The organism is Microbacterium sp. DWRC1-3 (assembly GCF_049896645.1).
GTDB classification, from domain to species: domain Bacteria; phylum Actinomycetota; class Actinomycetes; order Actinomycetales; family Microbacteriaceae; genus Microbacterium; species Microbacterium maritypicum.
Window position 1 is genome coordinate 2,576,385 of sequence record NZ_JAFCUS010000001.1, and the last position, 23,720, is coordinate 2,600,104.

Genomic DNA, 23,720 nt, shown 5'->3' on the forward strand with positions numbered 1-23,720 from the left:
CATGCCAGACTCCTCGCGCAGCTCTGTGAACCGCAGCATCGTGAACCGCAGCTCTGTGAACCGCAGCGTCGTCGTGACCGGCAGCGGCAAGGGCATCGGCCGTGCCATCGCGGAACGTCTCACCGCCGACGGGTGGATCGTGGTCGGGCTCGAGCGTTCCCCGGGCTCCGGCACGCTCGAAGACGGCATCGTGGCCGAGGTCGTGCTCGGAGACGCCGCCGATCGCGCGACGCACGAGCGCGCCGCCGCTGCCGCCCGTGCCAGGGCGCCCCTCGCCGGTTGGGTCAACAACGCCGGCATCACCAAGCGCACCCCTCTGCACGAGCTCGACGAACACACCGTGCGCGAGGTGCTCGACATCAACGGCTTCGGGTACATCTGGGGCTGCTCGACCGCCGTCTCCGCCTTCGTCGATCAGGGCGTGCCGGGCGCGATCGTGAACATCGGGTCGATCCACGGACGCTCCAGCTTCACCGACCATGCCGCCTACGAGTTCACCAAGGGCGGCATCGACGCCCTCACCCGCAGCGTGGCCGTGTCGTACGGCGGTCTCGGCATCCGCGCCAACACCGTCGCTCCCGGCGGAGTGCGCACCCCGCATCTGGAGGCGCAGATCGCCCGCGCGGCCGACCCCGAGGCTGAAGAGCGGGCGCTCGCAGAGGGGCCGCCCATGGGCCGCATCGCCCGCGCCGAAGAGGTGGCAGCGCTCACAGCGTTCCTGCTGTCGGATGAGGCCCCTTACCTGTCGGGGCAGTCGATCGCGGTCGACGGGGCCTGGACGGCATCGTTCGGCGACATCGCCATCGACCAGGGTTTGCGGGAGCGCTTCGAGCGCTGATCGGGCTCTGCGTCACCGCAGATAGGCATCCACGAGCAGCGCGCCACGAATGACCCGCAGCTCGTCGAGGATGCGGGCGATGCTCTTCCCGCTCACCGAAGACAGCGTGAGGTCGTGCGGACCGAGGGGTTCGAGCTTCCCGGTGCGGATGCGGATCACCTCCCAGCCCGCGGCGCGGAGGGCGCGATCTTTGCGCAGGTCGACATCTTGGCGTCTGCCCACATGCTCCAGGCCGTGACGGCCGGCGGTGTCGTATTCGAGCGCGACCCGGAGCTCCGGGAACACGATGTCGGGCCAGACCTCGGTATGGCGGAAGAACGGGCGCGAGACCTTCACGGCGTTCATGGTCGGGTCGACGTCGATCACCGCGCCGAGCTCCGTTCGCAGGCGGCCCTCTGCTGCCGAAGCGGGCCGCGGGGCGCACTCGCTCACGAACGCGGTGCCCGCGGGAAGGCCGGGCGTCTTCGTGCAGAGCGCGGGCGCGGGGCGACGGGGTGCGCGGGGGCGGGCGCGTGCTTCGCCGAGCACGACCGGCTGCGGACGAGCGAGGGCAGAACACTCGGGGCACCACGCGGAGCGGCGCCGCACCTGTCCAGGACGCTCGCGCTGCTCGGTCGGCGTCGCGGCGAACCGGTGCCCGACCGCGCACTCCCAGCACAGGAGCACGTCGGCTGCCAGTGGGATCTGCGACAGGACGATGCCGTGGTTCAGCTCCGGGTGGTACTGCCGCACCAGTTCCGGATACGCCGCCCACCCGGCGCGATAGGTGCCCACGTCATACGGAACAGCGCGACCGCGGGAGAACTGCCGTCGCGCCCACCACTGCTTCACCGGTTCCGGCACGCGCCGACCATACCGGCCGCCACAGACACGCCGTCTCGCCTCTCGAAGTCGCTGCCGGTGTCCCCGGTTCGTGCGACGATCCGCACGTCGACAGGAGAACGGGATGCGTGGGGAAGCGACGGTGCTGCACGCCGACCTCGATGCGTTCTACGCGTCGGTCGAGCAGCGCGATGCGCCCGAACTGCGCGGTCGCCCCGTGATCGTCGGCGGCGGGGTCGTGCTGGCGGCGAGCTACGAAGCGAAGGCGCGCGGGGTGCGCACCGCCATGGGCGGCCGACAGGCGCGAGAGCTCTGCCCTGATGCCGTCGTCGTCCCGCCGCGCATGGATGCCTACTCCGCGGCGAGCAAAGACGTGTTCGCGATCTTCCGTGACACCGCCCCTCTCGTGGAGGGGCTGTCGATCGACGAGGCGTTCCTCGAGGTCGGGGGTCTCAGACGCATCGCCGGCAGCCCCGAGCAGATCGCGGCACGGCTGCGTGAACGCGTGCGGGCGGAGGCGGGACTCGCCATCTCGGTCGGGGTCGCGCGCACCAAGTTCCTGGCCAAGGTCGCCAGCGCCGTGAGCAAACCCGACGGGCTGCTGGTCGTGGAGCCCGATCGGGAAGAGGAGTTCCTTCTCCCTCTTCCCGTGGAACGCCTGTGGGGTGTGGGCGCCGTGACGGCCGAGAAGCTCCACCGCTACGGCATCCGCACGGTCGGAGAGCTCGCCGAGCTCGAGGCGGCGAGCGCCGAGCGGATGCTGGGCAAAGCGACGGGCGCGCACGTGCACGCGCTCGCTCGTCTGCGGGATCCGCGGCCCGTCGACAGTACTCGGCGACGCGGGTCCATCGGCTCGCAGCGCGCTCTGGGCACCCGCCCCCGATCTGCCGAGGAACTCGATCTCATCCTCACGCAGGTCGTCGACCGGCTGGGTCGGCGCCTCCGCGACGGCGATCGCGTCTGCCGCACCGTCGTGCTGCGCCTGCGCTTCGGTGACTTCTCGAAGGCGACCCGCTCCCGCTCGCTCCGCGCGCCGACCGATCGCACCGCCGTGCTGCTCACCCTCGCGCGCACACTGCTCGCCGCCGCGCACGCCGAGATCACCGCCCGCGGCATCACCCTGATCGGCATCTCGCTGTCGCAGCTCGACCACACCGACCGTGTGCAGCCTGAACTGCCGATCGACTGGGGTGACGAGGCCCGCCTCGACACCGTGCTCGACACTCTGCGGGATCGCTACGGTGCGACTTCCGTCTCGCGGGCGGCGCAGCTCGGGCGCGACCCTGGATGGTCGTCCCCGATCCTCCCGGAGCACGAGTGAGCAGGGGGTCACGGATCGGTCCGGTACTTTGGGCTCGACGACGCCGAGCCGAAGAGGGGCACAACCGCAGATGAACGTACTCAGCCAGACGGGATGGTTCCTGGTGGTGCTGGTGCGCGGGCTCCTGCTCTGGGTCCTGATCCCCTTCGCCTTCCTCGCCTGGCTTCTCGTGCATTCGTGGGCACAGAGAGTCTCGCGTCGTCAGGCTCTTTGCTGGTACGACGGGCACCTGACCCGGGGGCTCGCGAGTGGCCCGTTCCGCCTGATGATCGCCCCCGAGCATCGGCACTTCGGGCGGATTCCGAGGATGGCGGCGGTCGAGCCCCGGAAGACCAGTCTCTTTGGGATGGGTGCGATCGACCTCGTCCAGGTGGTGTGACGGCGGCGCGGGTCGAATCCCGAGCTGATCCGACAGATGACGCCTGGGCTCAGGCCTTGAGCATCGAGGCCCGTGCGATCAGCCCATCGACCACGTCGAACGTCGCGATGGTCTCGGTGGCGACGCCCGCGTTGATGACCTGTTCCTGCGCGACGACCCACCGGGTACCGAACAGCACGCTGGTCTCGATGACGCACGACAGCTCGGGGTTCTGCAGTCGAGGCTCGTAGAACGCGCGGATCGCGGCGGAGCCGACCACGGGCTCGGGCGCGACACCGGTGATCACGGCGTCCTCGGCGTAGGTCGCTACGAACGCGTCGAGGTCGTGCGCGTTGAAAGCGTCGAGCTGTGCCTGCACGGTATCGAGGGCAGAGCGGTCCAGGACGGAGCGGGCGGTGCGGTCAGTCAATGCGAACTCCTCCGTTGACGTCGTAGGTGGCGCCGGTGATGAAGCGGGCGCGCTCCGAGGCGAGCGATGCGATGATCCAGGCGACGTCTTCCGGTTGTCCGAACGCGCCGAGCGGGATCCCTGCTTCGAGCTTCTCGCGGCCCGCGCCCTGCAGCTGGTCGGTGATCGCGCTCGCGACGGGACCAGGGGTGACGGCGTTGACGCGGATGCCCTCGGGGGCGAGATGCCGCGCGAAGCTGCGGGTGATCGCGAGGATCGCCCCCTTGCTGGCCGCGTAGTGGATGCCGGTCTGCAGCGCGCCGACCTGGCCGGCGATCGAGGCGATGTTGATCACCGAGCGGTCGCCCTCAGCGGCACGGAGCAGCGGGAGAGCGCCGCGGGTCAGGAAGAAGGTGCCGCGAGCGTTGGTCTCCAGGACCATGTCCCACTCGTCGAACTCGATGTCGTCGTAGGAGGTGTACGGGCAGACGCCGCCGTTGTTGACGAGCACATGCAGCGAGCCCCATACGGCCGCGACCTCGGCGATCAGGGCGTCGATCGATGACCGCTCACGCAGGTCGAGGCGCGAGACGTGTACTTCGGGCGCCCCCGCGGCGCGGCACTCCTCGGCGACGCGGAGGGCTTCGGCTTCCCGCCCCGTGTAGGTGATCCAGAGGGCAGAACCCTCGCGGGCCAGTTCGAGGGCGGCGGCGGTTCCGATACCGGAACTGGCCCCCGTGATCAGTGCGCGGCGAGCAGTCATGGGATCGATGCTATAGCAAATTATGGTGAAGGCGAGCGATCGATCTGGCGTCGTGCATCCATCTGCTAGATGCTATAGCATCGCATCCATGACCGAGCCATTCATCCTCGTCAGCGACTGCGACCTGCCGGGAACCGTCATCGAAGACACCCTCCGACAGGCCGGGCTGCGTGCCGAACGCGCGGCCTCCGGCAGCATCGACGACCTCGCCACCATCGGCTCCGACGCCGAGGGTCTGGTCGTGCAGTGGGCGCAGATCACCGGCGAGGTGATGGACCGGATGCCGAACCTGCGCATCATCAGCCGGGTCGGCATCGGCTACGACATGGTCGACGTCGAGGCGGCGACCGCCCGCGGCATCGCGGTCGCGAACACCCCGAGCTACTGCATCGAAGAGGTCGCCGCGCACACGATCGCGATGATCATGACGCAGGCCCGCGGCCTCCCCGCCTACGACCGTGCCGTGCGCGCCGGCACCTGGAAAGCCGTCGACGCCCGCCCGCTCGCCGTGCGCCCCTCGGCCACCACGGTCTCGGTGCTCGGCTTCGGCCGTATCGGCTCGATGGTCGCCCGCGGCTGCCGCGCGCTCGGGTTCCGCGTGCTCGTCGCCGACCCGTATGCCTCCGCCGACACGGTGCGCGACGCCGGATGCGAGCTGGTCGAGATCCCGGATGCCGTGGCCCGGGCCGACATCCTCACCCTGCACGTGCCGCTGACCGCGGAGACCCGCCATCTGATCGACGCCGCGGCTCTCGCGACCATGAAGAGGGGTGCTGTCGTGGTGAACACCTGCCGCGGTCCGCTCATCGACGAGGAGGCGCTCGCCGCCTCGCTGCGTGCCGGGCACCTGGGCGCCGCGGCGCTCGACGTGTTCGCGGGGGAGCCCCTCGCTGCCGACTCCCCGCTGCGCGACCTCGACGACGTGCTGCTCACCCCGCACGCCGCCTGGTACTCGCCCGAGGCGCTGGCGGACCTGCCCGTGCACGCGGCCGAGAACATCATCCGCTATCTGGCCGGCGAATCCGTGCCGATCGTCAACCCGACCTTCGCCGCTGCGCGCTGACGGAAGGAACACCATGGAACTCCTGCGACTCGGCCCCGTCGGCCACGAGCGTCCCTACGCGCGGGAGGCGGGCATCACCTACGACCTGTCGCCCCTCACCGCCGAGATCGACGGTGCCTTCCTCGCCACCGACGGCATCGACCGCGTGCGCGAGGCCCTCGGTCGCGGCGAGCTTCCCGCAGCCACTGTCGACGGGCTGCGCATCGGCGCTCCGGTCGCCCGCCCGACCGCGGTGATCTGCATCGGCCAGAACTACGCCGCCCACGCGGCCGAGTCCGGATCCGTGCCGCCCGAGCATCCGGTGATCTTCTTTAAACACCCCAACACGGTGGTCGGCCCGGACGATGTCGTGCTGCTGCCGCCCGGTGCGGAGAAGGTCGACTGGGAGGTCGAGCTGGCGGTCGTGATCGGCAAGACCGCGCGCTACCTGTCGTCTCCGGATGCCGCCCGCGAGGTCATCGCCGGTTACACGATCTCGAACGATGTGTCCGAGCGCGCCTATCAGCTCGACGTGTCGGGCGGGCAGTGGTCGAAGGGCAAGTGCTCCGAGACGTTCAACCCGCTCGGGCCGGCGCTCGTCCCCGCCGACGAGGTCGACCCGCAGGCGCTGCGGCTGCGGTCTTTCGTGAACGGCGAGCCGAGGCAGGACTCGTCGACCGCCGACATGATCTTCCCGGTGCTGCAGATCGTGCACGAGCTGAGCCACTACCTGGTGCTCGAGCCCGGCGACGTGATCAACACCGGCACCCCGCAGGGCGTCGCGCTCTCCGGCCGGTTCCCGTACCTCCAGGACGGCGATGAGATGACGATCGAGATCGAGGGCCTCGGTCGCCAGCACCAGCGCACCGAGCGGGTGCACCTGCGCTGACCTGCGTCATCCACCCGGCGGCCTGTGTCCGGGGCACGGTTCCTTTCGCTGAGTGCACCGTGCCTCGGGCAGAGGCCGTCGGTGCTGCCGCGAGGTCTCAGCCGGCGAAGGGGATGACGGGGAGGCCGCGCACGCCCGGTCGCACGGCGAAGAGCGAACCCGCCTCGGTGCCGTGGTCGGGCCCCAGGCCCTGCGCCGAGGTGGTGATGTAGAGCGTGCCGAGGTCGTCATCACCGAACGTGCACGCGCTGACCTGGGGCACCGGGAGATCGATCGTCGCGATGCGCTGTCCGGCGGCGTCGTAGCCGTGCACGGCGCTGCCGCCCCAAAGGGCGACCCACACGCTGCCGTCGGCGGCGACCGTGAGGCCGTCGGGTGACCCCTGTTCCTCGGGGATCACGACGAAGGCGCGTCGCCCGCGCAGCTCCCCCTCGGCCACGTCGAACACGTCGATGCGGTGCGTCGCGGTGTCGACGTAGTACGCGCGTCGTCCGTCGGGCGAGAAGCCGACGCCGTTCGAGATCGTCGCCCGCGCCAGCACGGTCGCGATGTTCAGGTCGGCGTCGAGGCGCAGCAGGCTTCCGGCGTCGGCCGCGGCGTCGTAGGCCATCGAACCGGCCAGCAGCCGGCCGCGAGGATCGCAGCAGCCGTCGTTCATGCGCACACGAGGGTCGTCGCCCAGCGAGGCCACGGCCCTGGCGCCGCCGTCGACGTCGTCCGCGAGGTAGAGCGTGCGGGCGCCGACCGCCACCAGGCCGCCACCGGATCGGGGGCGAGCGAAGGCCAGGTACTCGTCGTCGATGTGCTGGCGGGTCACACCCTCGGGACGCAGCGCGAGCAGGTCGCCCGCGCTTCCGTCGACCCAGCGCAAGCCGCCCCAGCCCGCCCACCAGACGGGTGCTTCGGCGTGGTGGGCGATCGGACCGGTGACGTTCTCCGGGGTCATGCGTCCTCGCCCGCGTGCGGGGCGGAGGCGTCGAGCGCCTCGGCACCCGTTCTGCGACTGCGCGCCACGTACACGGTGTTCGACGACGTGCCGCCCGTGACGGCGTTCTCGAAGTCGACGACATGTGCGACGGCGTCATCGAACACCGCCTTCAACTCGACCATGAACTCCTCGTCGGGCGGGTCATCCGACCACAGGGCGAAGACGCCGTCGGGGGCGAGATGACGGTCGAGCGCGCGCAGACCGGCGGCGTCGTACAGGTCGGCGTGCGTCGGATCCAGCTGGTGCCGCGGAGAGTGGTCGACGTCCAAGAGGATCGCCGAGTACCCGGTGCGACCCTCGACGGGCGCGGAGCGCATCACCGCGAAGAAGTCGTCTTCGAGCAGGGTCGTGCGCGGATCGTCGACGAGTTCCGCCGACACCGGGAGGAGCTTGCGCTCATGCCACCCGATCACGGCGCCCAGCCGGTCGATCACCGTGAGGGCGCTCACCCGCTCATCCCGCAGGGCCGCGACGGCGGTGTAGCCGAGCCCGAGCCCGCCGACCAGCACCGAGAGGTTGTCGCCGTCGACCGCTGCCAACCCCAGGTCGGCGAGCTCTTCCTCCGCCACGGTGAACAGGCTCGACATCAGGTACTCGTCGCCGAGCTTGACCTCGTAGATCTCCTGTCCCACCGCGGGCTCCGTGCGCCGGCGCAGAGTGAGGTCGCCGATCGGGGTGGACTGCCAGTCGAGCTCTTCGAACCGAGTGATCACTGCGGCATGCCTCCGTCGTCGTCCGCCCGGGTGGGGCGGGGGTGCGGGCAGAACCCGCGGATGTGCCTGGGCTTCAGGACTGTTCGTCGCGGCGGGGGAGCCGGATCCGCTCGGGCTCAGGGGTGGTGGGCTCGGACACTGATGGTGCTGCCGGTGCGGAGATCTCTCTGGCCACCTGCTTCTCGAGCACGGTGACCGCGTCGTCGGAGAGCAGGATGAGCCCGTCGAGCTCTTCACGCACGCGCTTGTAGGCGACGTTGCGTTCGGCCTGTGTGGCCGATTCGTCGACGGCGACCTTCAGCAGCTGCTGCGCGCGGTCGAGGCGCTTGCGCTCCGGTTCGGTGAAGGTCGAATCGCGCAGGCGTCTGGCGTCCTTCTCGGCGATCTCGAACGCGACCGCGTAGTCGCCGACGGCTTGCAGATACTCGGTGACCTGCTGCTCCGACACTCTGGCGTCTGCCGAGGCCGGGCGCAGGGCATCCGCCGTCTTCTTGGCGCGCAGGAACGCGGCGGTCAGGGGCTGGCGACCATCGCTCATGGCAGGGAAGGCGATGAGCTTCGCCACGTCGAGTTCGTAGTCGAGCCAGCGTGCGGTGATCTCGTCGTGCTCGCTGAACAGGCGCGCGACCAGGTCGTTCGGGGCGACGGATGCCGTCGTGTCGACGACGGAGGGCCCGCGGCGCCGGGCCTGCTGGGTCAGCGCACGCGCCTCGATCTCGGCGGTCTTCAGCTGCGCCTTCATGCGGAGAGTCTCCAGACGGCGCTCGTGTCGGCGCTTGGAGCTGCGCTCCCATGCCTTCGCGGCGCCGCCAGCCATTCCCATGATGGGGAAGATGAGCCACCAGTAGTGCTGCGCGAAGTTCCAGAAGCCCTGGATGAACTCGTCCATGATGAGTTCAGCCTACTTCTCGAGGTGGCCGCCCCGCGGGCCGACCGATCCGTCGGTGCGTCGTGCGGCGTCTCCCAAGTCGAGCACGGACGACGGGGCAATGAGGCGCAAGACAGCCACACCAGAAGAGTCGCCGACCCCCAGAAAGTGACGCGACGAAAGTTCGGCACCCGGTGCCCTATTCTGACGTCGGAAGAGAGACCTGTGGTCCGGGGAGGGAACATGATCGATCCCCGCAGTGATGCGGAGTTGCTGAGCGCGCTACGGGCCGGTGATCGGGGCAGCTACGAAGCCCTCTGGCGCCGCCACGCGGAGGCGGCGCACCGCTACGCTTATCGGCTCTTTCCGGCCCGTGCCGATGACCTCGTCTCGGAATCGTTCCTGACGATCTATCAGCAGGTCACCACGACCGACAGAGGTCCGCAGTTCGCCTTCCGCTCCTACCTGAAGACGGTGATCCGCAACACCGCCATCGCCTGGCGGAAGGACGCGGCGCGCGTCCTGACCAGCGATGATGTCGATCAGTTGGAGCTGCGCGACGGGCTCAGCGTACTCGAGCAGCAGGCGAGTTCGGCAGATGTGCTCGCAGCCTTCCAGGCCCTTCCCGAACGGTGGCAGCGTGTGCTGTGGCTGGCGGAGGTCGATGACGTCGACCGGCCGGAGATCGCCGAAGAGCTGGGGATCAAGCCGAACGCGGTGTCGGCGCTGCAACGTCGTGCGCGCACGGGGTTGAAATTCCAGTGGCTGAGCCGACAGATTCCCGTCGCTCTTCGCGATGACACGACGCATGTGGCGCGTCTGATCCCTCAGTACCTGACCGAACCGAACAACGTCGCCGTGGAGCGGGAAGTGGCTGACCACCTCTCAGAGTGCGGGGAATGCAGAGATCTGCTGCAGTCGACGCGGGGTGGCGCGGCACGGCTGCAGGGCAGGACCCTCGCCGTGCTGCTGGGGGCGGCGGGGCTCGGGGCGCCTACAGCCGCCTCACTGTCGTCCGGTACGGCCGCCGCTGCGGCGTTCGCCGGGTTCTCCGGATGGCTCCTCGCCGGGTCCCTGGGTGCGGCCACGGTCGGCGGGATCATCGTCGCGGCGCTGATCGCCGGGCCCGGCCCGGCGCCCTCTCAGGCGGACGTGCTGCCGGCGAGCTCGGACGCCGTCAGTGCCGCGGCATCCGAGCCAGACCCTGTCCGCGCTTCGGGCCCGGATCTGCTGGTCGCTGCTCCGCCGGTTTCGGCCCCGGAGGAACCGACCACCGGGCGTCGGATCCTCGACCCGACCGTCCCCTCAGCGGGTCTCTCCGACGACCCCGATCAGTACTTCCCCACGGCTCCGACCCGGCCACTGCCCGCCGATCCGCGTACGCCGGGACCTGGCACCGATCCAGAGTCCCCGTTGTCTCCGGGGGTTGCCAACCCCACCACCTTCTCAGGTCACCTCTCCCCTGTCATCGCGGGACAGACAACGCCGGGCGAGAGCATCGTCGTCTCCCTGGACTCTCAGCGCTACACACCCACGGTCGCCGACGACGGCACCTGGAGCTTCGACACCCGCGCGTTGCAACTCGACGCAGGAACCTACGCCTACGAGGTGTGGTCATACGACGAGACTTCGCAGTCGGCCGTCACATCGGGCACCTTCACCGTGCTCCCGATCCAAGTGCAGGGCTTCGAAGACCTGACCGGATTCGAAGACATGAGGGTCGAAGAGGCGCAGACCACCGGTGTGGTCATCGCGGTCACGGGGCCGCCGAACGGGCGAGTGTTCATCACCTCGATGGAGGGACACTCCGCGACCATCGACCTGGATCAGAACGGATACACGCGCAAGCGACTCCTGATGGATGCAGCGGGGTGGTACTACTTCACCATGCGGGCGCTCGACAGCGACGGGTACTGGGGGCCGGCGTATGAGAAGGCCGTGGATGTGTACGACCCCGACGTCATCTTCGACCCCTGGGGCGAGGGGCCGGACAGCATGACCTTCGACTTCGTCGATCCGTGACTCGCGCCACGACTCCGGGGATCTGCACTCCTTCTCGGCGGGATCGTGGGGTCCTCTCCGGCTCCACGACCCCGGCTCATTCGGTGATCATGCAGGGCCCCTCGTGTGGCGAAGGATCCGCGTACCCGTCAGCCCAGGCGATCTGCGCCAGTTGGAGCTTCGAGCGGGCAGGGCGACCCGCCGATGTGAACTTGTCGCGCACGCGATTGAGGTACTTCCTTGCCGTGTCGTGGCGGATGCCCATGGCATCGGCCGCTTGACCGATGGTCATGCCGTTCACGTAGAGCGCGAGCACTCGCGCCTCCTGGGCGCTCAGACGCGTTCCCGGGGAGCCGGGTTTGACGATGTCGTGCGCGGGGGACGTCATGATCGTGCCTCCCGTCAGGACGATGGTGGCGGCGACGACGAAGTCGTCTTCCGAGTCGGCGGTGGACACGAATCCGTCGGTGCCTGCGGCCGCGACACGCCGGGCAGTCGTTCGCGTACCCGGCGATGTGAGAGCGAGCACGCGGATCCCGGCCTCGCGCAGAGCCGTGAGCGCGGACAGATCGTTCGACGCGAGCGGATCGAAGGGGAGCGAGAGCACGAGCAGATGAGGCCATCGAGTTCTTTCGGTGTGGCGCAGCCACCCCAGGAAACCGCGGAGCGTGGGGCAGACCTCGACGACGTCGAGGCCTGAGATCCCCGACAGCAGCTGTTCGATGCGGGAGCGCTGCAAGACGAGCTCGTCGACGACTGCGGCGCGACGTGTATGGCTCATGCCCTCGAGCTCGTTCAGCGTCGAGGCAACCGTCGAGTCGGCTGTCGTCGTGCGCCGATCAAGAACTCTCACACAGAGAAGGTGTGCGAGAGTCGCAAAAAGTGACGCCGAGATTGACGTCCTTTCGGGATCGATAGCCATCCACGCACGGGGTTCGCGCGGCGACAGGTCCTCGGCGGGCTCGGATTCATCGACGGCATCATGAATCCGAGCACCGCCGAGGACCTCGACGCCGGGGTCTGGAGCGATTCGCAGTATCTCGACACGCATTGGGTGCTGCGCCGCATGCGTGTGTCGGGAGACTTCGGGCGGATGCCGTCTGGTCGGCACGAGCGCGCTGTCGGTCGCCGGCGCGACACCGGCGCACCTCTGTCCGGGGGAGGCGAGCGGGACGAGATCGATCTCGAGGGACTCGGCGTCCCGGTCGCTTCAGGGCCGACTGTCGGGCCTCGCCACTCCGTAGAGAGGCGAGGCCCGACACGGCTCGTCAGTCGGCGTCGATGGTCTTCCGCCGTGCGCGTCCGACGAGCAGGATCATCGCGCCCAGGGCGAGCAGCACGCCGGCCGCGCCGACGGCGATGCCGGGAAGGTCGCCACCGGTCGTGGCCAGCTGTCCCTTCGCGCCCGGGGTCGCCGTCGGCGTCGTCGGGGTCGTCGGCGTCACGGGCGCCTTCTCGATGGTGACGGTCTGTGCGGCGTCGTCGATGTCTTCGTGCACGGCGATCGGGTCGCCCGTGGTGTCGGTTCCTTCGTAGAGGCGCTCGAAGGCGACGAGCGTGCCGCCGGCGTAGCCGACCGGGACGGTGAAGGTGACGTCGATGGAGCCGTTCGCGGTCTCCGGGGTGAAGGTGATGGACCCGGTGATGCCGGTGGCGGTGCCGTCGGCCTTGTTCTGCAGTTCGCCGGTCACGGTGTACTCGGTGTCGGGGGTGAGGTTCTGGTAGGTGACGGTGTCGATGACGGTGCCGCCGTTCCAGGGCAGGATCCGGTCGCCGTCAGCGGAGTCGACCAGTGAGGTCCCGATGGAGGGGGCCGGTACTGCCGTGGTGACCCACTCGACGGTGGCATCGTCGGTGGTCGTCGCCGTGCTCGGTGCGACCAGGATGATCGTCTGCGCGTGGTCATCCGCCGTGGGCGTCGGTGAGTTGCTCGTCGGTACCGAGACGATCTTCCCGGTGCCGCTCAAGCCCTCTGCCACCACGGACACGGTCGCCGAACCTGCGGCGGTCGACCCGCGAAGGTCGAGGTACAGCGTCTGACCGTCGACGACGGCGTTCGCGTCGATCGCGTTCCCGCTCGCATCCACGAGTGACACCGCAGGGTCGGCCGTCACACTGACGGTGGGCTGGTCGGTGGTCACCAGGAAGGGGCCGACCAGTGAGTCGGCGGTCTGCGGGGCGCTGGGGGCGTCGATGCTGGCAGTGACTGCGAAATCGGCCGGGGTCATCCCCGTGCTCGCGTTCGCACCGTTCACCAGGTGCCAGTAGGCGGCTTCCGAATCCGGAGTCTCCCACGCCCACGCCGCGTCGAAGTTGAGGTCGGTGTAGCGCCAGACCGCGTACTGGGTGGCCTCGATCGCGTCATTGCGGGAGATGCCGGGGGCACCCGCGGCAGCGCCGAACTCCTCGAGGCTCAGTGCGGGGTAACCGTGGGCCAGCACCCAGAGCACCTTCCCTTGGATCACGGGGTCGGTGAAGTAGTTGCTGCCGAGGTAGTCCTCGGCGTTGCCGACGTACCCCTCGAGCTGCGTCCTTGAAGAGACGGGGTTCTCGATGCAATACGCCCAGAAGTCGGGGTCGCCGACGGCTGGGACCTCGGCCCAGATCGGGAACATCCCCGTACCGGAGTATCCCTGCTTGCTGCCGATGTAGACCGAATCCCCTGCGTCGACCGATGCTGAAGCCGCCAGGGGGGCGATCAGCCCGCCCAAGGCGAGCACGCTCGCACCGATCCAACTTCCGAGTCGGCCCCGAATCTTCTTATGTTCCTTCACGCTGCACTCCCTGCGATCGCGCCCCTGAGCTCTCCCGGGCGGGTCAGTTCAGGGGCATTCCTAATTGACGGTCATCGGAGAACAGGGGGAGTGTTCCGCGATTCCTTCTTAAGGAGTGCGGGACCGGCGAAAGGTGACGGCGTTCAGCAGCCTTCTTTCCTGGTCAGCAGGTTTCGATCGGCGCGCCGCGTGCACAGCTTCGGATCTGCGCGCCCACACTTTGACGGATGCCGCCCCGCCTCGGCGTGTCCAGGTCGATCTCCGAAGTTTGTGCGCGCCACACGTGAACGCGCGCGGCCGCGACCCGACTCAGTGCCCGAGCTTCTCCGCGCACGCGACGCAGTGCTCGGCGAATGGGCGCACGGCCAGGCGCTCCGCGGGAATCGGCTTCCCGCAGTTCGCGCACCTGCCGTAGGCGCCGGCATCCATCCGGGCCAGCGCGTCGTCGACCTGGTGGAGTTCGGATGCTGCGGCCTCGGCAAGCCCGGTCAGGCGCGACCACTCCGACGAGAGTGTTACGCCCTCGGGGTCGTGCTCGTCGTCGTCGTTCGAGCCCGCCCGGTCATGCGTGAGCTCGGCCAGCATCAGCGACGTGGATGCTGCGCGCGCCTCGGCCCGCGCACGGAGGCCCGTGAGGAGGGCGCGAAGGTCGGTGGTCATCCGCCCACTCTATGCACGGTCACCTCTTCGGGAGGAGGTATCACCTCGGGAGGAGATCTCCGCCCCGGGAGGAGGCACCGCGGGGGTTCATGCGCCCGAAAGGCGAAAGTCCTCCCGAAGGCAGCGGGCGTCTCAGCCGAGGAGCAGCGTGAGCACGGTCGCGCCGCCACCGCCGAGGATGAGCGCGATGATGACGGTCCACGCCACGATGCGCATGCGTCGATTGCGCTTCTCGCCGAGGTCGCCGTAGTCCTCGTCGTTCGAGTCCTGACGGCTTACGTCGCTCATGCGCTGACCTCGGTGACGGTCGGGCCGAAGTACGACGGGAGGGTGGCCTGCGAACGCTCGCGCAGTTCAGCGGCCGTCACGGTGAAGACGCCCTGAACCTCGAGCTTCGCGCCTTCGCTGTCGGTCACGCCGATGCGCATCACCGGGTAGTCGCGTCCTTCGCACAGACCGCGGAACTTCACGTCGTCTTCACGGGGCACGGTCACCAGCACGCGGCCGGTCGACTCCGAGAACAGGGCGGATGCGGCATCCACACCGTCGCGCTCGATGATCTCGTTCAGCCAGACGCGGGCGCCGACACCGAAGCGCATGACGCCCTCGGCGAGAGCCTGCGCGAGGCCGCCTTCGGAGAGGTCGTGGGCCGAGGAGATCAGCCACTCGTCGCGAGCCGCCGACAGCAGACCGGCGAGACGCTTCTCACCAGCGAGGTCGACCTTGGGGGGCAGGCCGCCGAGGTGCTGGTGCACCACATCGGCCCAGGCCGAGCCCGAGAGCTCGGTCGAGGTGGTGCCGAGCAGGTAGATGTTCTGACCCTCGTCCTGCCATCCGGAGGGGATGCGGCGCGAGACGTCGTCGATGATGCCGAGCACGCCCACGAGCGGGGTCGGGTGGATCGGCACGTCGCCCGTCTGGTTGTAGAACGAGACGTTGCCGCCGGTGACGGGGGTGCCCAGTTCGTAGCATCCGTCGGCCAGGCCGTCGACCGTCTGACCGAACTGCCACATGACCTCGGGGTTCTCGGGAGAGCCGAAGTTCAGGCAGTCGGTGATCGCGGAGGGAACGGCACCGGTGACGGCGACGTTGCGGTACGCCTCGGCGAGGGCCAGCTGCGCACCCGCGTAGGGGTCGAGTTGGCAGTAGCGGCCGTTGGCGTCGGTCGAGACGGCGAAGCCGAGACCCGACTCCTCGTCGACGCGGATCATGCCGGCGTCGTCGGGGAAGCTCAGAGCGGTGTTGCCGAGCACGTAGTAGTCGTACTGGTTGGTGATCCAGCTCGTGTCGGCCAGGTTCGGCGACGCGACGAGGTTCAGGAACTGCTCGCGCAGCGTCTCCGGGTCGTTCGAGCGGGGAAGGTTCTCCGCGGCATCCGCCTGCAGTGCGTCGATCCACGTCGGGTAGGCGACCGGACGGTCGTAGACGGGGCCGTCGACCGCGACGGTCGAGGGGTCGACGTCGACGATGCGCTCGCCCTGCCAGTCGATGATGAGGCGTCCGTCGCCGGTGACCTCGCCGAGCACGGAGGTCTCGACCTCCCACTTGTTCACGACCTCGAGGAATGCGTCGAGCTTCTCGGGGGCGACGATCGCCATCATGCGCTCCTGCGACTCCGACATGAGGATCTCCTCGGCCGTGAGCGTGGGGTCGCGCAGCAGCACGTTGTCGAGGGAGACCTTCATGCCGCTGTTGCCGTTGGCCGCGAGCTCGCTGGTCGCGCAGGAGATGCCGGCCGCGCCCAGGTCCTGGATCGCCTCGACGAGCTCGCCGCGGTACAGCTCCAGGCAGCACTCGATGAGCACCTTCTCGGCGAACGGGTCGCCCACCTGCACGGCGGGACGCTTGGTCGGACCGGTGGAGTCGAAGGAGTCGGAGGCCAGGATGCTCGCGCCGCCGATGCCGTCGCCACCCGTGCGAGCGCCGAACAGCACGACCTTGTTGCCGACGCCGGTCGCGTTGGCGAGCTTGAGGTCTTCGTGACGCAGCACGCCCACCGCGAGCGCGTTCACGAGGGGGTTGGCCTGGTAGACGGAATCGAACACCGTCTCGCCGCCGATGTTCGGAAGGCCCAGGCAGTTGCCGTAGAAGCTGATGCCGCTGGTCACGCCGTGCACGACGCGGGCGGTGTCGGGGTGGTCGATCGCACCGAAGCGCAGGGCGTCCATGACCGCGACCGGGCGGGCGCCCATCGAGATGATGTCGCGGACGATGCCGCCGACACCGGTCGCCGCGCCCTGGAAGGGCTCGATGAACGACGGGTGGTTGTGCGACTCGGCCTTGAAGGTGACGGCCCAGCCCTCGCCGACGTCGACGACGCCCGCGTTCTGGCCCATGCCCACCATGAGGCGTTCCTTCATCTCGTCGGAGACCTTCTGGCCGAAACGACGCAGGTAGTTCTTGGACGACTTATAGGAGCAGTGCTCCGACCACATGACGGAGTACATCGCCAGCTCGCCCGAAGTGGGGCGGCGTCCGAGGATCTCCTTGATGCGCGCGTACTCGTCGGGCTTGAGTCCGAGAGCCGCGTACGGCTGCTCCTTCTCGGGCGTCGCGATCGCGTTCTCGACAGAGTCGGGGACGTGCTGGTGGGAAGGTGCAGGGGCGGTGGTCACGCGCACTCCAAAGGAAGGGGCCGGCGGGGCAGGTTCAGTCTACCGGCGCGGCGTCCGACAGGATTTCGGCTGGAGGAGCACGTGAACCCGCCGCCTTCATCGAATCGTTGTATGAAACACCCAGGCTTTCCGCCCTGGTGATCCTAGGGTGGCGATATGCGCCTGCGTCTCCTTGCCCCTCTCGGCCTCGCGACCGTCTTGGTCATGGCCGGATGCACTCCTACCCCCGACGTATCGCCGAGTCCCTCCGCCTCCGCGCCGGATCCGACGCCGACCCCCACAGAGGAACCCATCGTGGCTCCCGAGGCGGCGTTCGATGTGACGTGCTCCGACGTGAACAGCGCCGTCGCGGGCGTTCTGGGTGCGTCTGTCGGCGGGGAGAAAGACGTCCTGGGCCTGACATCCACACCGATCTGGTATCCGGGGCCGGCGCAGTACATGATGCAGCAGGCCGGAGGGATAGCGTGCTCGGCGGGCGACCCCGTGCAGTTGGACCCCAACTCGACCTCCCCCGCGGACTGGAGTCTCGCGGTCGTCCCGAATGCGCAGGCGATCATCGACGGTGCGGCGGAGCGCGGCGCGAGCGACATCCCCGGAGACGGCATCCGCTGCTTCACCGGCTCGTGCACCATCGAACTTCGCGACGGCGACGTGCTCATGACCGGTTCGTTGCGGTCCTCCGCATTGGTCGAGAGCGATGCCGACCGTGTTCGCGAGGCGATGGCCGGCGTTCTGGCCTCGGCCGTCGCAACCCTTCGCGACTTCGAGCCCGGCCAGAGCAAGATCGCGGGGGCACGATGCGAGACGCTGCTCACCGCGCAGGAGGCGTCCGAGATCCTGGGCAGGGAAGTCGTGATCATGGACTACACCGAGCTCGGGGGGTGGGGAACAGCCGCGGAGATCTACTTCGCCAGTGAAGGAGCGCAGTACTGCATGTACGCGACGGGGCCGGACCCGTACGGCGATCCCACGCTGGTCGCGCTGACCACCCTTCCCTCCGGTGCGTGGGCGTTCGAGAAGCTCGATGCCGGGAGCCCGGTCTCCCTCACCGGCGCGGACGCCGCCCTCACGGGAGTCGACTTCTACGGCCGGACGGTGCTCGACGCTCGTGTCGGTGCCGACTGGCTGCGGTTCACCGTTCCCGTCGGGGAAGACGCATCCTCCGTCACGTCCGTCGCGGAGGCGACCATCGAGCATCTGACCCGGGGCCGTCCTGCCCCGCAGTGATTCCCTGTGGGGTCCGCGCCGCGGATGCGCCGGATGTAGGGAGCAGGGACGGATGCAGGAAGACTCGCCGTCTTCTGCTCCTACATCCGTCCGATCTCCCGACGGATGAACCGCCGGGAATCGCCGTCACGCACGGAAACGTGAAATGCGACGGCGCGGGGCCGTCCGTAGATTGGTCGGACCCCGCTGTGAATGGAGTTTCCCGTGTCCGAGATCCGCGCCCTGCGCCCCTCCTGTACCGACGCCGTCGGCTGAACCGGCGGGAACCCAGATCATGACCGCGGACCGTTCCTCGCACGCGTCGCATCCCTTTGATGCGCGTACCCGTCTCTTCCTCGATCGGCCGCAGAGTCGTAAGTGGAGTCTGCATCCCGGCCACATCGGGGCGTGGGTGGCGGAGATGGACTTCGGGGTCGCTCCCGAGATCGCGGAGGCGCTGCACCGGGCGATCGACGGCGAGAACCTCGGCTACCTCTCGCCCCCGCAGGCGACGGAGCTGGGTGAGGCGACGGCCGAGTGGATGCGCGACGAGTACGGCTGGGTGGTCGACCCGGAGCGGGTGCATCCGGTGTCGGATGTGATGGCGGCTCTCGGGGTCGCGGTGCAGGAGTATGCGCCGGCGGGTTCGCCCGTGATAGTGCCGACGCCTGCGTACATGCCGTTCCTGACATACCTGCCGGCGATCGGGCATCCGGTGATCGAGGTGCCGGGTGTCGAGGTCGACGGGCGCTGGCAGCACGACCTGCAGCGCATCGATGAGGCCTTCGCCGCGGGGGCGCGGACACTCGTGCTCTGCAACCCGCACAATCCCACCGGCACGATCGTCGGTCGGGAGGAGCTCGAGGCGATCGCTCTGATCGTGGAGCGGCACGGCGGGCGAGTGTTCGCGGATGAGATCCACGCCCCGCTGCGTTACGACGGTGCGCCGTTCGTGCCCTACGCGTCGGTGTCGCAGGCTGCGGCCGCGCATACGGTCACGGGGACGAGCGCATCGAAGGCGTGGAACATCCCGGGGTTGAAGACCGCGCAGCTGATCACCTCGAACGATGCGGATCAGCAGCTCTACACACGGTTCGGGTTCGCGGTGCAGCACGGCGCGGCCACCCTCGGCGTCGTCGCCTCGACGGCGGCGTATCGGTCGGGTAAGCCCTGGCTGACGGACGTGATCGAGTACCTCGACGGGTCGCGGCGGCAGCTCGCATCGCTGGTGGACGAGCATCTTCCCGGCGCCGTGTATCGCGTGCCCGAGGCGACATACATCGGGTGGATCGACATGTCCGCGTTGGGGATCCCGGGCCCTCCGGCAGCGTTCTTCCGTGAGCAGGCCGGGGTCGTGCTGACAGAGGGACGCCTGCTCGGGCGCGGTGCGGAGGACCATGCGCGGGTCGTGTTCGCGACTCCTCGTCCGGTGCTCGACGAGGCGTTCGCGGCGATGGGCGCTGCCGTGCGTCGGGCCGGTCTCGCGGCCTGACATCCGGCGCCCTCGAGCGATGCTGCGGAGGCTGTCAAGGGTCTCCTCGATGTCGGTGGCCTGACGTAGAAAGGGAGACGAGAGAAGGGATCCCCATGGCTGCAGGCGACATCGAGACGTTTCACCGCAACGGCATCTGGTTCAACCGCATCGAGGGTGAATCGCAGACGTTGGGCAGCAGTTTCATGAGCGAGGCCGAGGCGGTGAAGGTGGGTCGCAGTGCCGCGGTCGCGCGTCAGGTCGAGCACACGGTGCGCAACGACGAGGGCCCTTCGGTCGACTCCTTCTCCTACGATCTGCGCCCGCGTGAGCTGATCGGCCGATGACCGCGGCTTCCGACGCCGATCACGTTCCCGGGTCCGAGCGACGCATGCTGTTGCAGGCATGCGTCAACGGTGCCCGCGATGCGGTCGGACATCCGTGGCTGAGCGCGGATGCCTCGGTCGTGGCCGACGATGCCGCCAGGGCTGTGGCGGCGGGCGCGCACGAGGTGCATGTGCATCCGAAAGATGCCACGGGGCGCGACAGTCTCGCCGCCGACGATGTCGCACGGTGGGTGCGGGCGATGCGCTCCGCGAGCCCTGGCGTGCCGGTCGGTGTGACCACGGGGGCGTGGGCCGAGCTCGATGTCGAGCGTCGTCTCGCGGCCATCGAGACGTGGACGGAACTGCCTGATCACGCGTCGGTCAACTGGCACGAGGCCGGCGCCGACGAGGTGGCCGTGCTGCTGCTGAAGCGAGGTGTCGCGGTCGAGGCGGGGCTGTGGGATGCGGCCGGCTTCGAGGTGTGGAAACGCTCGCCCGTCAGAGGGGAGTGCCTGCGGGTGCTCATCGAGCTTCCCGACGAGCCGACCGACACGCTGCGCGACCATGCCGAGGGGATGATCGCCCACGTCGAGCTCGAGGAGCCCGACCTGCCGATCCTGCTCCACGGAGAAGAGGGCTCGACGTGGCCGGTGTTCGACCTCGCGGTCGAGTTCGGCGTGGCGTCGCGCATCGGGTTGGAAGACACCCTGCTGCTCCCCGACGGTGCGACGGCACCGGGCAACGCCGCGCTCGTGCGGGCGGCTGTGGCGAGGCTACGGGGAGTCTGACCGCCTCGAGCGCCTGCGATGCGGCATCCTGGGGCGATGTTCGCTGACTCACTTCTCGTCTTCCTTCTCGCGAATCTCGCATACGTCTTCATCGGGATCGCCATCGCGTGGCTGGTGATCTACTCGGCCGTGCGGGCGGCGCTGACCTCGCACCGACAGGCGATGGCGCGGGAGGCGCGTCCCGGCCAGGAGTGACCGGCGGGTGCCGGTGGGCGCTGGCCGACGTGAGGTGAGAACCATGACGCCCCGCCGACATCGCCGGCGGGGCGTCGTGGTGAGTGCGAGAGGCACTCGGCGGATGCCGCGAACGGGCCGCGGCAGCCGCCGATGTCTCAGGCGGCGTCGATGCGGTGGCGACGACGTCGGGCGACGAATGCCGCGCCCAGCAGGAGCAGCACCAGGCCGAGGGCTGCGCCCCCGATGGGTAGCTCCGCACCCGTCTGGCCCAGCTGGCCGGCGCCGGGAGTGGTGCCGCCGCCGGGGGTCGTGGCTCCGCCGCCCTGGCTGAGGGCGGGACCGACGGCTGCGGTGGCCGCACTCGTGACGGAACCGGCGCGGAATCCGTCGAGCGTCCCGGTCACTGCGACTGTGATCCGCTTGCCGAGGGCGTCCGCCGGAACGACGAACTGGGCGCCCGGCGCGGCCGCGCGGGCCATCCGCAGGACGGGTGCATCGCTCACGACGGGCGCGCCGTCGATCGCCCAGGAGTAGCTGAGCGCGGTTCCGGCGGGCCAGCCGTCCGAGATCGCGGTCAGGGTCTGTCCGACCGCCGCGGTGCCCGTGATGGTCGGAACGCTGGTCGGCGTGAGCACCTCCATGATCGAGAGCTCCGCGACGCAGGTAACGCAGGTGCCGCCGAGAGTAGCGACGCGCGCGGTCGACGAGAAGGCACCGCTCGGTGCATCCTCAGCCACTTCGACCGTGAACTGCACCTCGGTGGAGGCCCCCGCTGCGACGCCCGCGGGGACGCTCCAGGTGAGGGTCGTGCCGTCGAGGACAGTGCCCGCCGGCACAGCCACCAGCGTCGCGCGCGAGAGCACGTCGCTGAGGTCGACCGTCACCACGGAGGAGGCGAGGGCCACCCGACCCGTGTTGGTGGCGCTGAGCGTGTAAGTGGCGGTGTCGCCGATGTCGAGCGGCTCCGTGGCGGCCGGCGTCGCCGTCAGCGAGACGGACAGCTTGTCGGGCCACGCGGGCTTGCCGGGCTCGAGGATCCAGTCGTTCCACAGTGCCGTGATGTCGCGGCCGGAGAGCTCCTCGGCGAGAGCCTTGAGATCGGCGCTCGTGCGGCTCTGGCCGGCGAAGCGCGTCTGCCATTCCTTGATCAGGGCGAAGAAGGCGTCGTCGCCGATCGAGATCTTCAGCGCCTCCCAGAACTGGGCGCTGCGGGTGTAGGTCTGGTAGCCGTAGAGCTCGTTCGAGGCGGTCTGGGTGCCCGGGGGGATGTTCCAGTCCGCGCTCGACGAGGCCTTGTTGTTCCACGAGTTGAAGTAGCTCTGCTCGGTGCTGGTTCCCGAGCCGAAGGCTGCGGCACTGTTGTAGTAGGTCGGGCCCCAGGTGGCCATCCCCTCGCCGATCCAGATGTCGGTCCAGGTGGTCGGTGCGACGTTGTTGCCGTACCACTGGTGGACGAGTTCGTGGATGAGGGTGTTGCCGTTCACGGAGTTCGTGCTCGGGAAGAACGATCGGTCCTGCGTCTCGAGGGCGTAGTTGACCCCGCTGGGCACGGTGTCGACGATCACGCCGGTGCTGTTGCCGGGGTAGGGGCCGTAGATGCTCTCGAGGTTGCGGGTGATGGTCTCGAGCTGCGCGACCCGGTTGCGGATGGTGGTCTTGTTCGTGTCGCTGAGCCCCGCGTCCATGAAGGACCACGAGGGGATGACGCGGTTGTCGCTCAGGGTGACCGAGCCTTCGATCACCTCGAAGCGCCCGATCGCGATGACCACGAGTTCAGAGGCCATCTGCTTGTCCTGTCGCCACACCCAGGTGGTGCGCTCGCCCGAGACGGTCTTCGACTGCAGTTCACCGTTGCTGGCGACGGCCGCGTCGCCCTGAACGCCGGAGACGTTGGCGAGCACCGAAGGAGCATCCACCGAGATCGTGTACGTGGCTTTGTCGCTCGGGGTGTTGTTGTGGGGGAAACCGGCCATGGTGCCGATCGGCTGTCCGAGGAGGATAGCTCCGTCGTTCGTGCCGTTCCAGCCCTCGAAGGCACCGTCGCTGTCGACGTGCACCACCGGGGTGCCGCTGTACGTGACGGCGACCGTGAACTCCCCTTCCACCGGGGTCGGCACGGTGACGATGAGCTTGAACTTCTCCGCAGCCGGGTCGATGTCGCGCGACCAGCTGGCCGGGACGCCGTTGACGGTCACCCCCTCGACCGTCATGCCTTCGAAGTCGAGGGAGAACTCGTGCAGCGGAGCGAGGGCGCGGGCGGTCATCGTCGTCGTGGCCGTGGTGATGTCGCCGGTGATCAGTCCGTCGGCGACGCCGGTCGGGCTCCAGCTGAGGGAGACGTCGTAGTCGAGGGCGTCGTAGCCGCCGTTGCCGATGTTCGGGAACATCGGGTCGCCCGAGGTGCGGGGTCCGGCGACGGAGTCGTCGGCCGCTGCCGCGGGAAGAGAGGTGGCGAGAAGGGAACCGGCGAGGAGAGCGGTGATCGGAAGAGTCGCGATCAATCGTCGACGGGCGGGGGAGGTCAGTCGAGGCATGGGGGCTTTCAGGTAGGCAGAACGCGGGCGACCGGTCACGTCGTCGTGGTGCGGGGGAAGGCTTGTGGCCCTGGGGACGCGTATGAAACGTATGGAACGTATGTTTCTGCAATATATCGTGCCGTTCACGGTTCGGTTGCGCCGAGTTTTTCTGTTC

At 69.0% G+C, this 23,720-nt stretch carries 23 protein-coding genes; 11 read left to right on the forward strand and 12 right to left on the reverse strand.

Annotation, left to right across the window (positions count from 1 at the left end):
- Position 1 precedes the first annotated feature (1 nt).
- Positions 2–838: an SDR family NAD(P)-dependent oxidoreductase gene (locus tag ACP699_RS12475; protein WP_426171426.1), complete on the forward strand. Its 837-nt coding sequence runs from the start codon at positions 2–4 to the stop codon at positions 836–838.
- 12 nt (positions 839–850) lie between these two features.
- Here the strand turns inward: ACP699_RS12475 and ACP699_RS12480 are convergent, their stop codons facing one another.
- On the reverse strand, positions 851–1,681 hold the full coding sequence (locus ACP699_RS12480; protein WP_426171428.1) for a hypothetical protein: 831 nt from the start codon (positions 1,679–1,681) through the stop codon (positions 851–853).
- A 103-nt stretch (positions 1,682–1,784) separates the two neighbouring features.
- Here ACP699_RS12480 and dinB point away from each other — a divergent pair, with 103 nt between their 5' ends.
- Positions 1,785–2,981 (forward strand): DNA polymerase IV, encoded by a 1,197-nt coding sequence (gene dinB, locus ACP699_RS12485; protein ID WP_426171430.1) that lies wholly within the window; start codon positions 1,785–1,787, stop codon positions 2,979–2,981.
- Between the two features lie 70 nt (positions 2,982–3,051).
- Positions 3,052–3,360: a hypothetical protein gene (locus ACP699_RS12490; RefSeq protein WP_302794205.1), complete on the forward strand. Its 309-nt coding sequence runs from the start codon at positions 3,052–3,054 to the stop codon at positions 3,358–3,360.
- A 49-nt stretch (positions 3,361–3,409) separates the two neighbouring features.
- Here ACP699_RS12490 and ACP699_RS12495 read toward each other — a convergent pair whose 3' ends face one another.
- The gene (locus ACP699_RS12495) at positions 3,410–3,769 is read right to left on the reverse strand and encodes a nuclear transport factor 2 family protein (RefSeq protein ID WP_047523729.1); all 360 of its coding nucleotides are present in this window, start codon (positions 3,767–3,769) and stop codon (positions 3,410–3,412) included.
- Positions 3,762–4,511, reverse strand: coding sequence for an SDR family NAD(P)-dependent oxidoreductase (locus ACP699_RS12500; RefSeq protein WP_426171433.1), 750 nt, complete (start codon positions 4,509–4,511; stop codon positions 3,762–3,764). Before ACP699_RS12500 ends, ACP699_RS12495 begins: the two co-directional genes overlap by 8 nt.
- Positions 4,512–4,599: 88 nt before the next feature.
- Between ACP699_RS12500 and ACP699_RS12505 the strand changes: the two genes are divergently transcribed.
- Positions 4,600–5,574 carry a C-terminal binding protein gene (locus ACP699_RS12505; protein WP_426171435.1) on the forward strand — a complete coding sequence of 325 codons (975 nt, stop codon included), beginning with the start codon at positions 4,600–4,602 and terminating at the stop codon, positions 5,572–5,574.
- A gap of 13 nt (positions 5,575–5,587) precedes the next feature.
- Positions 5,588–6,442 carry a fumarylacetoacetate hydrolase family protein gene (locus ACP699_RS12510; RefSeq protein WP_426171437.1) on the forward strand — a complete coding sequence of 285 codons (855 nt, stop codon included), beginning with the start codon at positions 5,588–5,590 and terminating at the stop codon, positions 6,440–6,442.
- Between the two features lie 97 nt (positions 6,443–6,539).
- Here ACP699_RS12510 and ACP699_RS12515 read toward each other — a convergent pair whose 3' ends face one another.
- The 3 genes from ACP699_RS12515 to ACP699_RS12525 all read right to left on the reverse strand — a co-directional run bounded on the left by ACP699_RS12515 (position 6,540) and on the right by ACP699_RS12525 (position 9,032).
- On the reverse strand, positions 6,540–7,388 hold the full coding sequence (locus tag ACP699_RS12515; RefSeq protein WP_426171439.1) for an SMP-30/gluconolactonase/LRE family protein: 849 nt from the start codon (positions 7,386–7,388) through the stop codon (positions 6,540–6,542).
- Positions 7,385–8,143: a spermidine synthase gene (locus tag ACP699_RS12520; protein ID WP_288968101.1), complete on the reverse strand. Its 759-nt coding sequence runs from the start codon at positions 8,141–8,143 to the stop codon at positions 7,385–7,387. Before ACP699_RS12520 ends, ACP699_RS12515 begins: the two co-directional genes overlap by 4 nt.
- A 73-nt stretch (positions 8,144–8,216) precedes the next feature.
- The gene (locus ACP699_RS12525) at positions 8,217–9,032 is read right to left on the reverse strand and encodes a hypothetical protein (protein ID WP_426171442.1); all 816 of its coding nucleotides are present in this window, start codon (positions 9,030–9,032) and stop codon (positions 8,217–8,219) included.
- A 222-nt stretch (positions 9,033–9,254) separates the two neighbouring features.
- Between ACP699_RS12525 and ACP699_RS12530 the strand changes: the two genes are divergently transcribed.
- Positions 9,255–11,033, forward strand: a complete 1,779-nt coding sequence (locus ACP699_RS12530) for a sigma-70 family RNA polymerase sigma factor (RefSeq protein ID WP_426171444.1) — start codon at positions 9,255–9,257, stop codon at positions 11,031–11,033.
- Positions 11,034–11,109: 76 nt separating this feature from the next.
- Here the strand turns inward: ACP699_RS12530 and ACP699_RS12535 are convergent, their stop codons facing one another.
- The 5 genes from ACP699_RS12535 to purL all read right to left on the reverse strand — a co-directional run bounded on the left by ACP699_RS12535 (position 11,110) and on the right by purL (position 17,061).
- Complete coding sequence (locus ACP699_RS12535) at positions 11,110–11,865, reverse strand: helix-turn-helix transcriptional regulator (RefSeq protein WP_157559444.1); 756 nt, start codon at positions 11,863–11,865, stop codon at positions 11,110–11,112.
- A gap of 415 nt (positions 11,866–12,280) precedes the next feature.
- Entirely contained in the window at positions 12,281–13,786 is a 1,506-nt protein-coding gene (locus ACP699_RS12540) for a VaFE repeat-containing surface-anchored protein (RefSeq protein WP_426171446.1), read from the reverse strand.
- Between the two features lie 309 nt (positions 13,787–14,095).
- Positions 14,096–14,446, reverse strand: a complete 351-nt coding sequence (locus ACP699_RS12545; RefSeq protein ID WP_426171449.1) for a TraR/DksA family transcriptional regulator — start codon at positions 14,444–14,446, stop codon at positions 14,096–14,098.
- Between the two features lie 132 nt (positions 14,447–14,578).
- Positions 14,579–14,734 carry a hypothetical protein gene (locus ACP699_RS12550; RefSeq protein WP_017830104.1) on the reverse strand — a complete coding sequence of 52 codons (156 nt, stop codon included), beginning with the start codon at positions 14,732–14,734 and terminating at the stop codon, positions 14,579–14,581.
- Positions 14,731–17,061, reverse strand: a complete 2,331-nt coding sequence (gene purL / locus ACP699_RS12555; protein ID WP_426171454.1) for a phosphoribosylformylglycinamidine synthase subunit PurL — start codon at positions 17,059–17,061, stop codon at positions 14,731–14,733. Before purL ends, ACP699_RS12550 begins: the two co-directional genes overlap by 4 nt.
- A 294-nt stretch (positions 17,062–17,355) precedes the next feature.
- Here purL and ACP699_RS12560 point away from each other — a divergent pair, with 294 nt between their 5' ends.
- The 5 genes from ACP699_RS12560 (at position 17,356) to ACP699_RS12580 (ending at position 21,047) form a co-directional block, all read left to right on the forward strand.
- Positions 17,356–18,288, forward strand: a complete 933-nt coding sequence (locus ACP699_RS12560; protein WP_426171456.1) for a hypothetical protein — start codon at positions 17,356–17,358, stop codon at positions 18,286–18,288.
- Positions 18,289–18,688: 400 nt separating this feature from the next.
- Positions 18,689–19,759: a MalY/PatB family protein gene (locus tag ACP699_RS12565; protein WP_426171458.1), complete on the forward strand. Its 1,071-nt coding sequence runs from the start codon at positions 18,689–18,691 to the stop codon at positions 19,757–19,759.
- A gap of 95 nt (positions 19,760–19,854) precedes the next feature.
- Positions 19,855–20,085, forward strand: a complete 231-nt coding sequence (locus ACP699_RS12570; protein WP_426171460.1) for a hypothetical protein — start codon at positions 19,855–19,857, stop codon at positions 20,083–20,085.
- The gene (locus tag ACP699_RS12575; protein WP_426171462.1) at positions 20,082–20,852 is read left to right on the forward strand and encodes a 3-keto-5-aminohexanoate cleavage protein; all 771 of its coding nucleotides are present in this window, start codon (positions 20,082–20,084) and stop codon (positions 20,850–20,852) included. The genes ACP699_RS12570 and ACP699_RS12575 overlap by 4 nt, the downstream gene beginning before the upstream one ends.
- A gap of 36 nt (positions 20,853–20,888) precedes the next feature.
- The gene (locus tag ACP699_RS12580; RefSeq protein ID WP_426171464.1) at positions 20,889–21,047 is read left to right on the forward strand and encodes a hypothetical protein; all 159 of its coding nucleotides are present in this window, start codon (positions 20,889–20,891) and stop codon (positions 21,045–21,047) included.
- Between the two features lie 137 nt (positions 21,048–21,184).
- Here the strand turns inward: ACP699_RS12580 and ACP699_RS12585 are convergent, their stop codons facing one another.
- A complete protein-coding gene (locus ACP699_RS12585; protein WP_426171466.1) occupies positions 21,185–23,563 on the reverse strand; it encodes a M1 family aminopeptidase in 2,379 nt (792 codons plus the stop codon).
- Positions 23,564–23,720: the final 157 nt, after the last annotated feature.